This is a genomic window from uncultured Nevskia sp. (genome assembly GCF_903885465.1).
GTDB lineage: Bacteria > Pseudomonadota > Gammaproteobacteria > Nevskiales > Nevskiaceae > Nevskia.
Genome location: NZ_CAISIQ010000437.1, coordinates 1 through 12,760, shown reverse-complemented (window position 1 = coordinate 12,760; position 12,760 = coordinate 1). Strand labels below are relative to the sequence as shown.

16 protein-coding genes are annotated in these 12,760 nt (G+C 59.2%); 6 read left to right on the top strand and 10 right to left on the bottom strand.

The features are described from left to right. From QZY06_RS17000 to QZY06_RS16985, 4 genes are all read left to right on the top strand, one after another. Positions 1 to 2,036 (top strand): MMPL family transporter (locus QZY06_RS17000; RefSeq protein WP_295686276.1); only part of this gene is annotated, 2,036 nt, incomplete at its 5' end. Between the two features lie 12 nt (positions 2,037 to 2,048). Further along, entirely contained in the window at positions 2,049 to 2,429 is a 381-nt protein-coding gene (locus QZY06_RS16995) for an MMPL family transporter (protein ID WP_295686274.1), read from the top strand. A 12-nt stretch (positions 2,430 to 2,441) separates the two neighbouring features. After that, positions 2,442 to 2,675 (top strand): hypothetical protein, encoded by a 234-nt coding sequence (locus QZY06_RS16990; protein WP_295686272.1) that lies wholly within the window; start codon positions 2,442 to 2,444, stop codon positions 2,673 to 2,675. Between the two features lie 3 nt (positions 2,676 to 2,678). Next, positions 2,679 to 3,710 carry a hypothetical protein gene (locus tag QZY06_RS16985; RefSeq protein ID WP_295686270.1) on the top strand — a complete coding sequence of 344 codons (1,032 nt, stop codon included), beginning with the start codon at positions 2,679 to 2,681 and terminating at the stop codon, positions 3,708 to 3,710. Positions 3,711 to 3,743: 33 nt separating this feature from the next. Here the strand turns inward: QZY06_RS16985 and QZY06_RS16980 are convergent, their stop codons facing one another. The 5 genes from QZY06_RS16980 to QZY06_RS16960 all read right to left on the bottom strand — a co-directional run bounded on the left by QZY06_RS16980 (position 3,744) and on the right by QZY06_RS16960 (position 6,850). After that, positions 3,744 to 4,022: a cupin domain-containing protein gene (locus tag QZY06_RS16980; RefSeq protein ID WP_295686268.1), complete on the bottom strand. Its 279-nt coding sequence runs from the start codon at positions 4,020 to 4,022 to the stop codon at positions 3,744 to 3,746. Positions 4,023 to 4,314: 292 nt separating this feature from the next. Continuing rightward, the gene (locus tag QZY06_RS16975) at positions 4,315 to 4,722 is read right to left on the bottom strand and encodes a DUF1801 domain-containing protein (protein ID WP_295686265.1); all 408 of its coding nucleotides are present in this window, start codon (positions 4,720 to 4,722) and stop codon (positions 4,315 to 4,317) included. 88 nt (positions 4,723 to 4,810) lie between these two features. Beyond that, a complete protein-coding gene (locus QZY06_RS16970) occupies positions 4,811 to 5,254 on the bottom strand; it encodes a hypothetical protein (protein WP_295686263.1) in 444 nt (147 codons plus the stop codon). A gap of 97 nt (positions 5,255 to 5,351) precedes the next feature. Then, positions 5,352 to 6,377: a methyltransferase gene (locus QZY06_RS16965; RefSeq protein WP_295686261.1), complete on the bottom strand. Its 1,026-nt coding sequence runs from the start codon at positions 6,375 to 6,377 to the stop codon at positions 5,352 to 5,354. Between the two features lie 143 nt (positions 6,378 to 6,520). Further along, a complete protein-coding gene (locus QZY06_RS16960) occupies positions 6,521 to 6,850 on the bottom strand; it encodes a hypothetical protein (RefSeq protein WP_295686259.1) in 330 nt (109 codons plus the stop codon). Between the two features lie 246 nt (positions 6,851 to 7,096). On the opposite strand from QZY06_RS16960, the gene QZY06_RS16955 reads away from it, so the two are divergent. Further along, positions 7,097 to 7,378 carry a DUF768 domain-containing protein gene (locus QZY06_RS16955; protein ID WP_295686257.1) on the top strand — a complete coding sequence of 94 codons (282 nt, stop codon included), beginning with the start codon at positions 7,097 to 7,099 and terminating at the stop codon, positions 7,376 to 7,378. A 549-nt stretch (positions 7,379 to 7,927) separates the two neighbouring features. Here QZY06_RS16955 and QZY06_RS16950 read toward each other — a convergent pair. The 4 genes from QZY06_RS16950 to QZY06_RS16935 all read right to left on the bottom strand — a co-directional run bounded on the left by QZY06_RS16950 (position 7,928) and on the right by QZY06_RS16935 (position 10,296). Beyond that, complete coding sequence (locus QZY06_RS16950) at positions 7,928 to 8,404, bottom strand: TIGR02391 family protein (RefSeq protein ID WP_295686255.1); 477 nt, start codon at positions 8,402 to 8,404, stop codon at positions 7,928 to 7,930. Next, positions 8,397 to 9,074 carry a DUF5343 domain-containing protein gene (locus QZY06_RS16945; RefSeq protein ID WP_295686253.1) on the bottom strand — a complete coding sequence of 226 codons (678 nt, stop codon included), beginning with the start codon at positions 9,072 to 9,074 and terminating at the stop codon, positions 8,397 to 8,399. Before QZY06_RS16945 ends, QZY06_RS16950 begins: the two co-directional genes overlap by 8 nt. A 103-nt stretch (positions 9,075 to 9,177) precedes the next feature. Further along, positions 9,178 to 9,732 carry a hypothetical protein gene (locus QZY06_RS16940; protein ID WP_295686251.1) on the bottom strand — a complete coding sequence of 185 codons (555 nt, stop codon included), beginning with the start codon at positions 9,730 to 9,732 and terminating at the stop codon, positions 9,178 to 9,180. 102 nt (positions 9,733 to 9,834) lie between these two features. Continuing rightward, a complete protein-coding gene (locus QZY06_RS16935; RefSeq protein WP_295686249.1) occupies positions 9,835 to 10,296 on the bottom strand; it encodes a hypothetical protein in 462 nt (153 codons plus the stop codon). Positions 10,297 to 10,604: 308 nt separating this feature from the next. On the opposite strand from QZY06_RS16935, the gene QZY06_RS16930 reads away from it, so the two are divergent. After that, positions 10,605 to 11,477 carry an integron integrase gene (locus QZY06_RS16930; protein ID WP_367275665.1) on the top strand — a complete coding sequence of 291 codons (873 nt, stop codon included), beginning with the start codon at positions 10,605 to 10,607 and terminating at the stop codon, positions 11,475 to 11,477. A gap of 174 nt (positions 11,478 to 11,651) precedes the next feature. Here QZY06_RS16930 and QZY06_RS16925 read toward each other — a convergent pair whose 3' ends face one another. Continuing rightward, entirely contained in the window at positions 11,652 to 12,434 is a 783-nt protein-coding gene (locus QZY06_RS16925) for an SDR family NAD(P)-dependent oxidoreductase (protein ID WP_295686247.1), read from the bottom strand. Positions 12,435 to 12,760 lie beyond the last annotated feature (326 nt).

The window sequence follows — 12,760 nt, the reverse complement described above, 5'->3', positions numbered from 1 at the left end:
CGGTGCCGCTTGAACATCCGTACATGGAGAAATTCCGCGAGTACTACCGGGATTTCGGTGGTGCCAACACGGTGCTGGTGGCACTGATCAAGGACGAAGGCACCGGCGATATCTACACGCCGGAATTCATGGGCACGCTGCAGAAGGCCACCGATGAAGTGTTCTTCATGCCCGGTGTCGACCGCGCCAAGGTCACCTCGCTGTTCACCCCGAACGTCAACTACGTCGAGAACATCGAAGGCGGCTTGAGCGGCGCCACGGTGATCCCGCCGGACTACGCGCCAACGCCGGAAGTGCTGCAGAAAGTGAAGTCCAACGTCGCCAAGGCGCAGGTGATCGGCCGCATCGTCACCAACGATCAGCGCGGCGCGATGATCCTCACCGAGTTGCTGGAAATCGATCCGCAGACTGGCGAGAAACTCGACTATCTGAAGGTCGGTCAATACCTCGAAGAACTGCGCGCCAAGTACGAGAAGGACGGTATCAAGGTCCACATCATCGGCTTCGCGAAGATCGTCGATGACATGACCAAGGCTTCGCTCGAAGTCGCCGGCTTCTTCGGTCTCACCCTGATCATCACCGGCTTCCTGCTCTGGATCTATTGCGGTTCGTTCAAGCTGGCGATGATTCCGCTGTTCTCGTCGGTGGTCGCCGTGGTCTGGGAAATGGGCTTGCTGAAGACGCTCGGCTTCGGCGTCGATCCATTCGCGATCCTGGTGCCGTTCCTGATTCTGGCGGTGTCGGTCAGTCATGGCGTGCAGTACGTCAACGCCTGGGTCGATGAAGTCCATGCCGGCAAGTCCAGCTTCGATGCCTCGCTGGAAACCTTCCGCCGCCTGGCCATCGCCGGCACCATCGCACTGCTCACCGATGTCGCCGGCTTCGCGACCATCTACCTGATCAAGATCCAGATCATTCAGGAGATGTCGATCAACGCCGTGCTCGGCGGGCTGGCGATCATCGTTGCCAACAAGATGTTCGTGCCGATCTGGCTGACCATGATCAAGCTGAAGGATGTCAACGCCTTCATCGATCGCCAGACCAAGAAAGACGCCAAGCTCGATCCGATCTGGTGGTGGCTGTCCGGCGTCACCAAGCCGGCAGTGGCGACGATGGTGATGGTGGCCGCAGGCGCGATGCTTGGCTGGGCGCTGTGGGGCAAGGCGGATCTGAAGGTGGGTGATGCGCTGAAAGGCGTGCCCGAACTGCGTCCGGATTCGCGCTTCAACCAGGATTTCAACGCGATCACCGACAACTTCCAGATCGCCGTCGATATCTTCAAGGTCATCGCCGAGACCAAGCCGAACGGCTGCGTCAGCTATCAGCTGATGGATCAGGCCGATCGCTTCGCCTGGAAGATGGAGAACACCGCTGGCGTGCAGTCGACGCTGTCGCTGCTGACCTTCGCCAAGCTCGTCTATCAGGGCCTTTCCGAAGGCCGTCTCAATGCGCTGGTGCTGCCGCGCAACCAGTTCGCGCTGGCCCAGGCCACCGCCCTGGTGCCGACTTCTACCGGCCTGCTCAACGATGATTGCGACGCGCTGGCGATCTATCTGTTCACCAAGGATCACAAGGCGGAAACGATCAGCCACATCGTCGAGGAAGTGAAGAAGTTCAACGCCGAGAACGCTGCGGACTTCTACGCCAAGGCACCGGATACCAAGCCGGAATACTGCGCGACCAAGTACGACACCTTCCAGAAGCTCAAGGCCTCGAATGGCGAAGTGTTCAAGCTGGGCGACAGCGCCACGGCTGAAGTGCTCGATGCGGCACGCAAGAAGCAGACGGACCTGAAGACCGCCTATGAGGGCATGACCAAGGATTGCCCGGTCAACTTCGCGCTGGCTACCGGCAATGTCGGCGTGATGGCCGCGACCAACGAAGTGGTGCACGAGCAGGAAGGCCGAGTGGTGTTGCTGGTCTACGTCGTCATCCTGGTCCTGCTGTGGATGTGCTTCCGTCAGTGGCAGGCGATCGTCTGCATCATCCTGCCCTTGGCGCTGGTCTCCGAGATGGGCTACGCGGTGATGGCCTAACTCGACATCGGCATGAAGGTGGCCACCTTGCCGGTGCTGGCGCTCGCGGTCGGTATCGGCGTCGACTACGGCATCTACGTCTACGGCGTGCTGATGTCCGGCCTGAAGGAAGGCAAGAGCCTGCGGGTGGCGTACTTCGAAACGCTGCGCGGCACCGGCAAGGCGGTGATCTTCACTGGCATCACCCTGGCGGCGTCGGTCTCGACCTGGCTGCTGTCGCAGCTCCAGTTCCAGATCGACATGGGCTTGCTGCTGCTGTTCATGTTCACCGCGAACATGTTCGGCGCCGTGCTCGGCCTGCCGGCGATCGCTGCGTTCCTGTTCCCGCCGAAGCCGGGCGAGGCGCCGGCGACGATGCCGAAGAATCTGGCACCGGCCAAGACAGCGCATTGAGTACCTTCGTCAATGGCCAAGGCTGATTCACGCAGCGCGTCGCTGGACGCACTGCGGGCAGCGCTCGATCGAGCGCCGCCCGCAGGCCTGGATGCGCTCGATCCCAAGCAGCTGGCCCAGTTGGCCACGCTGCTGAGCGAAGCCAAGCGGCGCCAGAAGACGCAGGTCGACGCGGCGCTGACCGAATCGCTCAGCCACGTGCCGCTGCTGCTGCGCGGCGCGGTGCGCAAGATTCTGGATCTCTAGCGCATGTCATTGGCCACGCTGTCACTCGGGCATCGCGCCGAGATCATCAAGCTGGCAAGGCTCTGCGGCGTCGCCGAGGAGTCGCTGGCCTGGCTCGGCCAGCTAACGCCTGCGACCATCCGCGCCCTGCGTGAGCAGGCCACGGCGGCGATGTTCGATGCCGATCGCAAGCGCTTCCAGAACATGGCGGTGGCGAGCCGCCTGCTGCCGATTCCGATCCTGGTGCTGATCATCGAGAAAGTGATCGGCCCGCTGATCTGCGCCCGAGTCTGCGGCCTGGTGCCGGCTTCTCGCGCCATCGAGATCGCCGGCAAGCTCAAGCTGCCGTTCATGGTCGATACCTGCATGCAGCTCGATCCGCGTTCGGCGCAGGAACTGATCGGCAGCTTCCCGAAGCATCTGATCATCGCCATCGCCCGCGAACTGGCGGCGCGCGGCGAGTACGTGACCATGGGCCGCTTCATCGATCTGATTGCGCTCGACGTCATACCCGCCGTCGTCGAAGCGATACCGGACAATGCCAAGCTGCTGCACATCGCGTTCTTCGCCGAGGACACCTCGAGGCTCGGCGATATCGTCGAGCGACTGACGCCGGAGCGGCTCAAGAGTGTGGTCGAGCACAGCGCCAATGGCTCCGCAGAACTCTGGGGCGAAGCGCTGGCGCTGATCTCGGGTGTCGACGTCGGCCTCCAGCAGAAGCTCGCCGCGATCACCGGCTCACTGCCAGAAGCCTCACTGAATACCATCGTCCGCAATACCCAGGCGATCGGTCGCTGGGACGTGCTGCTGCCAATCGTCGCGCGTATGGAACCCGCTCAGCAGCAGCGGGTGATCAATCTGCCGGTGCTGCAGGACGACGCGATTTTTGCCGACATCATCCGCGCTGTATTCCAGCTGCCGGATATTCGCCCGGTGATCTTGCTGCTGACGCAGCTGAACCCGGACGCTCGCGCCAGGCTCGACGAGATCGCGAAACGCCTCGGCCTGAGCCTGCCGGATCCGGCGCTGCTGGGGCCGTTGATCGGCGGGCGTTGAAGAAAGAGGCCAGCTCGTGTCGTGCGCGCTGGTTTACTTCGGCGCACCTTCAGGCGCCTGAACCAGCACATCGTCATCGGAACTCCACGCCGGCGTGGTCACCGCGTAGAACTCCAATGCTTCGCCCTTGCTGGCGCGAATGGAGCGAACCACGCTCGGCGGAATCAGGATGAACGAGCCTGGCCGCACGGCATGAGCCTGATTGCCGGTCCAGACTTCACCCTTGCCCTTCAGGATGAAGAACGATTCCTCGCCGACCTTGTTATGACTCCAGGCACTCGCGCGGCCCGGTTCCAGGCGGAACAAGGCCACGCTGCCCATCGTTGATCGAGCGGCGGGGGAGCCGACACGGCCGGTAAGCTCCTTCAGCGTCACCCCGGGCGAAACGGTCAGCTTCGCCACATCATCGGGATGGAGCACAACGGGGCCCGACGACTGCTGCGCATTCGCTGCCGATGTCGCACCCAGGGCTAACAGCAAGACGAGCGATTTCATGAGGGGAACAATTCTTTGATCCTGGTGGCCGCAGAGCGTTTTCGGCGAGCTGAGGTTTGATGAAGCAAGTCTCGTGCAACGAGCGCTTGGGCATCAGCGCGTCCAATCTTCATCCGACCTTTGTTCTGACCGAATCCACGATCAGCGCTTCAAGAACGGCGACATCCACGTCCTTGAGCTTGCCAACATAGAGGCATCCTTTGCCTGTCCTGTGCTTGCCGAGCGTTGACAACAATTCCTCGCGCTTCGGAGCACTGCCCGTTCCGTAGATGCTGATGTCGCCCTTTCGCGAGGAGAAACCGATCAGACAGGTTTCTCCCTCCCGGCCGCTGTCGTACTTGTAGCGGTGAATGCCGAAGCCGACGATGGCCGTACCCCACATCTTCGGCTTCAGCTTGGTTGCCTTGGTCATGATCTTGACCAGTGCCGTGCAGTCTTTCCGCCGAGCCTCGTCTTCGATGGCGGCGAGATACTGCTCCACGCTCGCGTCGGTAAGCTGGGTCTTGTTCTCTGCCATGTCACTGAACTCCTGAACTGCTGAGCCACGATTTTCCGCGCAGGGCCGAGCGGTGCAGTCGCCTGATCGGCGCAGTGACTCAGCGCTGCTAGGCCAATGGCTTTCTCAGAAAGCCGGCGACAAGAAGCGCCCATGCAAGGATCAACGCCAGGCCTGCGCCGATGTGGGCCAGCTTGACGATCAATTCCTGCCATACCGCGCCTCCGGTTGCTCCGGCCTGCTGCGCCGCCAAGGGAAGAATCTGGCTCGTGCCCCACCAGGAATTGGCGACTTCGGTGAGCGCCATGATCCACGTCAAGCAGGCAGCCACCAGCATCACGGAGGCCGAGCGGGCGCTGACGTTGTTGGGAACCGCAAGAAGGAGCAGCGCCATGGCAACGAACAGCATCCCGTTCGTGACCAACTGGATATGAGCACCCAAGGCGAGTCGCGGAAAGGGCGTGTGCGGCACCACGAGACCCCATACCAGGCCGACCAGAATCAGTACCAATCCGTGAACAAGAATCTGACGACCTCTATCAAGTACGCTCATCGGCTTCCCCTGTATCCCTGCGATTTCCCAGCATCGCCGTCCAACACTCGCAGCTTCCTACCGTCGGTCTTGTTGTGCTTGCAAGTTACTGGCTCGGTTACTTGTAAGCGATCACCGCGCTGGTGGGGCCGGCGAGGGCAATCATGTCGAAGCGTCGGAAGCCAGCCTCGCTGCACCAGTTCCTGAAATCCGCACCCGTATAGTCGAAAGCATCGCCGAACTCGATCAGCATGTTCAGCGACATCAGCAGACCAAACGCGTTGTCGCGACGGGCATCGTCGATCACGTTCTCGATGGCGATGAAGGCACCGCCGTCGGGCAGGGCGTCGTAGGCCTTCCTGATCAGAATCTTCTTATTTTCGAGATTCCAGTCATGCAGGATATTGCCCATGGTGATGACGTCCGCCTTCGGCAGATCGTCCTTGAAAAAGTCCCCAGCAATCGGCTTGATCCGACTTTCCATCCCAGCTGCCTTGATGTGTTTCAGCGCGACCGGCGCCACCGGAGGAAGATCGAAACTGGTGAACGACAGATGCTGGTGGTGCGCGCCCACAACTCTGGACAGCAGCGCCAAGGCTCCGCCCACATCGCCCACCGTTTTGTAGCTTGGGAAGTCGAACTTTTGCGCCAGCAACGCAAAGCTCGCGGCCTGAAAACCGGTCATCGCATCGAGAAACTCGCCCAAGGTTTCCTGGTTCGCGTAAAGCGCCTCGAATATCGATTTGCCACCGTCCTTGACCTCGTTCTGCGGTTTGCCGGTCTTCAATGCGGTCCCGAGATGGTTCCAGAATCCGAACAGGCGGGAGTTCAGCATCTGCGGCACGCCGCCGATGTAGGTGGGACTCTTCTTGCTCAGGAACGCCGCCGTTTCGGGCGTATTCCTGTATTGGCCCTCGGGGCCGTCGCCATCCCGATCGAGAAATTTCAAGGCCACCAGCGCATCGAAGAAATCATACGTGCCGCGCGGATGAAGCTCGAGTGCCTGGCCGAGTTGCGCCGCGGATTGCTGCCCATCGCCGAGGGTCGTGAATAGATCGAGTTCCACCGCAGTCAACAATACTTTCGAAGCCCAGAATGCAGTGGCGGTCTGCATGATGTGGGATGGATCGAGTGGTTCTTTCATTGTTATCCCCGTGGTGAAGTACTGATACGCCCGGCGCCGATCAGCTTTGTGATTATCGCCCTGCCATTCCGGAGCAAGCTTGCCCTATGGCTCGTGGCGTTCTGAACGGCGCTGCGCACGATCGCGCTCGCTGGCCGAGCTGTCTATACCGCTTCCTCGACCGGATCGCCAGGGCTGTCATCGTCGTCCGGCGCATCCAGCGGGAACTCATCATCCGGTGCAGATATGGTGACGCTGGTCGGCACGTCCGGGCTCTCGGAAAACAGCGTCTCCGGCTCCGCAGGCGGCACGGGATCCAGCGGCACCAGCATCAACGCAATGACCAGCGCGACGCCGGCCAACTCCAGCATCCTCGGCAGGGTGAGCAGATTCACCAGCGTCCGTTGATACCCCTTGCTGATCGCCTGCCGACGCCAATGCCAGCCGGCACCAAGGCCAACGACGATAGCCGCGATATAGGTAAAGGCTTGCATGGCGTGCGTCCGTTATGAGGGGGAAAGTTTAGACCCTGCGCTGGCCGTGCGCGCGGCCTTCAAGGCTGGGCCATGTCCGCCGCGACAACTTCGCGATGGCAGCCCGCTTGAGCGAAGGATTAGGAGGTACGGCGCCTCTGAAGGCCATGCAGTAAGCTTCTACTGACTCGGATCGAAGTATCGGGCGAGGTCACGGCGGGCCGGGAAACCGGCACCGAAATCGACGCAAGAAATGGGTGGGCAGTCATGAGCAAGCGCTTCCTGCGGTGGGTCGACATATGGATCGAGGAGAACATCCCTCCCGGCGCCAATCCCGACCTGGAGAGCTACGAAGCAAAGGCGAAGCGGCTATCGGAGCAGCTGTTCGCCGAAGCGGCCGCCGCCGGCTTCACAAGCTTCGAGACCGAGGAGGAGCGTGCGCGCGTTCAGCCCTTGGTACTGGCGGCGGCCTCGGATAGCACCGACTTTGACATCGATGCCTATCATCTCAAGTCGCAACTTGCGCAGGAGAATGAAGATGGCGACTGAGCTCCGCGTGAAGGACTGTTCTTAGCGCTTAACGCCGAAGCTCAGCCGCCGTTTCGCCCCGGCGTGAACTCAAATGAGAACAACAAACGCCGGGGGACAGAACGGTCAGCTGGAGCGCCTTGTTCGGCCAGCGCCATGTCTGTACGCGTGTTGCTGCGTGCGAAATGATTAAACCAAGAACTTGCAACTGTGTAGGCTCCTCGAGGAAAAAGCCCGCGCATCAGCGCCCAAATCATGCTCTATGCTTTTATTGTCTGCGCCACTCAGCAGTTGCCTCCCAGTACGCAGCAAGCCCAAAACCGACTACGCCGACTGGAATACAAACGGCAAGTTGCAGCGATGAATTGGCAATAAGGTTTGCCAGAGCAAATAGAACGCAAAGCGTAGCTGAAAGGCCAAGGCAGAACCGCCACGAATCGCCGATTAATTGCCAGAGTGTGATGATGGTTTCGGATAAGCCGGACATTTTTATGATCTTTCTAGGCCCAACGCCAGGTTAACCGGCGTGCCCGGCTTTTCGGACACGTCCGGTTGAACCGATAGTTGTACTTATTTCTTTGCACGCTCTAACCGCCGCAGTAACAGAGAGGCGAGGCTTAGATGGTCCAAGCATTCGGTAGGAGAATCTACTACACCATACTCATGTCCTCTCGGATTCCGTATGGCCATAATCGAGCCTGAGAAAATGAATTTGTATCCCTCTTGCTCGTCCTTCTCGCTGATTGTGGACACGTTGGTGAGCTTGATAAGCGGCGACTGTTCACTGAATGCTTTCATCATTAGCTTTACGCCGGACTCGCTGATCTTCGCGATGCCCGCCACTTCCTTGTCAAGAAGCTTGTAGGCCTCAAATGTTGCGGAGGCATAGTGGCCATCATCAAACAGTTTCTTTGATGTGCCTTGTATTCTTGAATGGATATTCCGATCATCGAAAGGATGCGACCCCCCAACCGGGTCTGATCGTGCCTCTGTGATTGATCCAGCTTGCCTAACGATGCGTTCGAAGCGTTCCAATAGGTCAGCCACCTAAAAGATTCTCCTTTATGCTTCTGAATATATTGTCGTAAGTCTCTTTGCTTCCATCTGCTGGAAGATTTATTTCCACGCGAACCGTTAAGCCAACTCCTCCGTTCATATTGGCCTGCTGAGGGATGCTGGCACTTGAAGGCGTTTTTTGAGTCTGAGCGTGTTCCTTTTTTGGCTCGGCAACCTTTGCCGACTTAGCAGTCTTCACAGTGTTGGCGGACTTCTTTGCCTTAGGCTCAGGCAAGTCGCCATGGCCGGAAAGCCCGGAGAGAACTTTGAATGTACCCGCTTGGCGGCCACCGATAGTTGAACTTGTCTGGTCACTTTGCCGAAAGAACGTAATCAATTCATCGCTATCCAGATTCCAAGCATTAGTTCCATGCAACTCGAATAAGGACGCATAAGCCTTTTCTACAAGGGGCGCGAACTGCTTCGAAAAGTCCTCGTCCTTGTGGTGCGAAAACGCCTTAGCCGCCGCTGGTGTCTTTTTGCCCTCGGAGTCTATGACGCCAATGAACTGCAGCACGTTTATCACGTAGCTTTCGTTGTTCGGCGCGATGCCGAGTTTCTTGACCGTCTCTGAGCTAATGACGCCTGGGAACGACTTTCTTAATTGCGCCACCATCTGGGCAACATTCCCAGCACCGGATATGTACGGATGCGTAGCCATTTATTTTTCTCCCCATGAAAGTTAACAACTACTCATCGTGATAGGTACAACGCCCTAGCTCACGCGCGCGAAGCCGTCGCGTGGAGCGTTTTGTTGGGCCGCTCTAGCATCCCATTTGCTCCAGAAGCTCTCGCGTGGCCGCAATTGAAGCGAGGTTTTCAGCGGAGACAAACGTAACTGAATAAGTTGGGTAGTCGCACTCGACTGATGCTTGATAGCCCTCGACCAGCACCGAGGCGCGCCCGCTCAATGACCTTATTTTCTTTTCGGCAAGATTTTTGATTGATTTCTGAGAGATTACCGCGTTTACAAATGCTCGCTCATTGAGGAACCGAATCTCATGCACATGGCCTCGCTGCGACCAGTACGGCAGCTTCGCTGCGAGGCGCTTGTCGGGAATGAAGTAGAGCTCCAGTAACCCATACGTGGCATCCGCGTTTGGATCGTCTGATTCGTACCCGTAGTAAAAAGTGCCTGACATTAAGAAACGACCTGCAAATGTTGCCACCCCGTACTGCTCCAACGACGCGAACTGCACAGGCGTTGCTTTTGGAATTGCGAAGTCGAGGCCTTCTTGAACATGCACCGCTTCCAATGGGCCAGCACTCACTGACGCAGAGAATAAACCGAGTGCCATGACCAGCATGAATCTAGACATTTAGTCTCCGATAGGCCCAACGCTCACGTTCAGGCGCGGACTTGCCGGAGCGAAGCGGAGGCAAGTCCGTCGGCTGCAACGTGTTGTTCGGCTGCGGCCACCTTACTTTGGAGCATCAGGGTGAACCTCGCACGGAGACATTTCCGAATATCCCACCTCGGTGTTGTCCGGATCCAACCAACGGAATCTGCACTTGCTTGACGACGTGAGGTAGAGGCATGCCGCAGCAATGAGAGGGCTTGACGCGATGAACCGCTTGGTCAGAAACGTGTGTTCGTGCTCGCGCTGCATACCCAAGAAGCTCACTTCATCTGGCTCGTCAGAGTACGACTTGGCCCGGACTGACTCCCGATCGCTTGTGAAGTCGTAGAGATCGTACTCGTAGTAGAAAAGGTAATGCCCGGACTCATCAGGCCCTTGCTTATCTATGCAATGAGTTCTTGAGACACGGACCTCTTTGCCAGCGTGGACAATCATCACGTCGGGGAACGAGCTACGCTCGTCCGGGGTCTGCGGCAGAAGTTGAACGCTCGATTTCACAACCTTCCAGTCGTCATCGACCACGCTTTGTTCTCCGAAACTTACTGCTGCACGATCCAAGCCGCCGAACGCCAAATAGGGGACTTGCCCCGAATTAGGGAACTGCCCGAATAGTCCCCTATCCCGGCATCGCGGTTTGATAACGCGGTCACAGACATCGCAAGTCCTTGAAACATAGAGTCAGGTCTTCAGTGGGAGGACCTGAGATGATGGATAACGGTACTTCGATCGAGTCCCCTAGTCGGCCTGCTCCGAAACTGCTGGATCAGGTTCGGGATGCGGTTCGTGTTCGCCATTACAGCATCCGTACCGAGGAGGCCTACGTGAACTGAATTAAACGCTTCATCCTGTTTCACGGCAAGCAGCATCCACGCGGACTCGATGCCGCCTCCGTTTCGGCGTTTCTGAGCCATCTTGCGGTCGATGGCAAGGTGTCGGCGAGTACGCAGAATCAGGCCTTGTCGGCGCTGCTGTTCCTTTACCAAAAGGTGCTCGAGATCGATCTGCCGCGAATCGGCGATGTGGTCCGCGCCAAGCGGCCGCAACGCTTGCCGACGGTGCTTTCACGCAAGGAGGTGCAAGCCTTGCTGGATCGGTGTGCAGGTACTGCCGGACTGATCACGCGCTTGTTGTACGGCACGGGCCTGCGGCTGATGGAGGGTGTGCGGCTGCGCGTCAAGGATGTCGATGTGGCGCGTGCGGAAATGATTGTTCGTGATGGCAAGGGCGGCAAGGATCGCGTGACCATGCTGCCGCAGGCGCTGATCGCACCGATGCAAGTCCATTTGGCAACCCGGAAAGCGCTTCATGCGGACGATGTCAAAAGTGGAACCGTCGGCGTCTGGTTGCCGGATGCGCTGGCGAAAAAGTATCCGAATGCATCGAGCGAGTGGGGTTGGCAGTATCTGTTCGTGGCGTCGAACTTCTCTGTCGATCCGCGCTCGGGTGTCAGGCGGCGGCACCATTACAACGAAAAGCTGGTGCAGCGTGAGGTCCGTCGCGCCGCGCTTGCCGCGGGCATCGTTCGTCCGGCATCGCCGCACACGCTGCGCCATTCGTTTGCCACGCATCTGCTCGAATCGGGCTACGACATCCGCACGGTTCAGGAACTGCTCGGCCATGCCGACGTCAGTACGACGATGATCTACACCCATGTGCTGAATCGGGGTGGCAGGGGCGTACGCAGTCCGCTCGATGCGATGTGATTGCCACGAACCATCCGATTGCCGCTGGGTGTGATTCGCTACGGGCATCGGCGGCGAAGCTCGCTCAGGAACGGAAAAGCCCGCGATAGATCACTCCATCGCGGGCTTTTCGCATCATCCGCTGCCTTGTTTATGCGTTCTCTGCACGAGAATCGCTTCAGCAGAATCCGAGGCTCAGCGCGGCGCCATGCGGATGGCGCCATCAAGGCGTACGCACTCGCCGTTGAAGTAGCCGTTCGAGCACATCTCGACGACCAGGCTGGCGTATTCGGCCGGGTTGCCCAGGCGCTTCGGGAACGGCACGGAGGCGGCGAGGGCGTCCTGCACGTTCTGCGGCATGCCCGCCATCATCGGGGTCATGAAGATGCCCGGCAGGATGGTGTTGATGCGGATGCCGTCGCTCATCAGATCGCGGGCGATCGGCAGGGTCATGCCGACCACGCCGGCCTTCGAAGCCGAGTAGGCGGACTGGCCGATCTGGCCGTCCTGCGCGGCAACCGACGCGGTGTTGATGATGACGCCGCGCTCGCCGTGTTCCAGCGGTGTGCCGGTGATCATGCCGGCGGCGCTCTTGGCGATGCAGCGGAAGGTGCCGATCAGATTGATCTGGATGGTCTTCTCCCACTGGTCGAGGGCGAAGTGCTTGATCTCGCCAGTCTTCTTGTCGAAGCCGGCAGTCTTGGCGGCGGTGGCGATGCCGGCGCAGTTGACCAGGATGCGTTCCTGGCCGTGGGCAGCGCGGGCTTTCGCGAAACCGGCGTCGACATCGGCGTCCGAAGTCACGTTGACCTTGCAGAACACGCCGCCCAGTTCGGCGGCCAGCGCTTCGCCGCGCACGTCATTCATGTCGAAAATCGCAACTTTGACGCCGAGCGAGGCGAGCTTGCGGGCGGTGGCTTCGCCGAGGCCGGAAGCGCCGCCGGTGACGACTGCGGAAACGGAACCATCAAGAATCATCGTAGGGGTCCTGAGTAAGAAGCGGGTGAAGGGGGCAGTTTATTCCGGGAAAGGGCTGACAGTTGAATCAGTCATTTCCTAAGAACCTTGTGAGCAGGTCGTAACTTCCGGGACTTTTTACCGGAACTTACATCGGGCATGTCCGTACAAAGGGATGGGATGGCGTAGCAGTCGAGATCCCGCCCGTCGGACTGGCGCTGTTGCGGTGAGCCAGATACGGCGATCAGGGTGTCCGGGAACGCGGATTGCAGCCGTCTCCGGGTAACGCCTCCAGAAGGCCCCCAGAAAAGCCCCCAGAAAAGCCCTGAAAGGCTTAGAAAAGGATG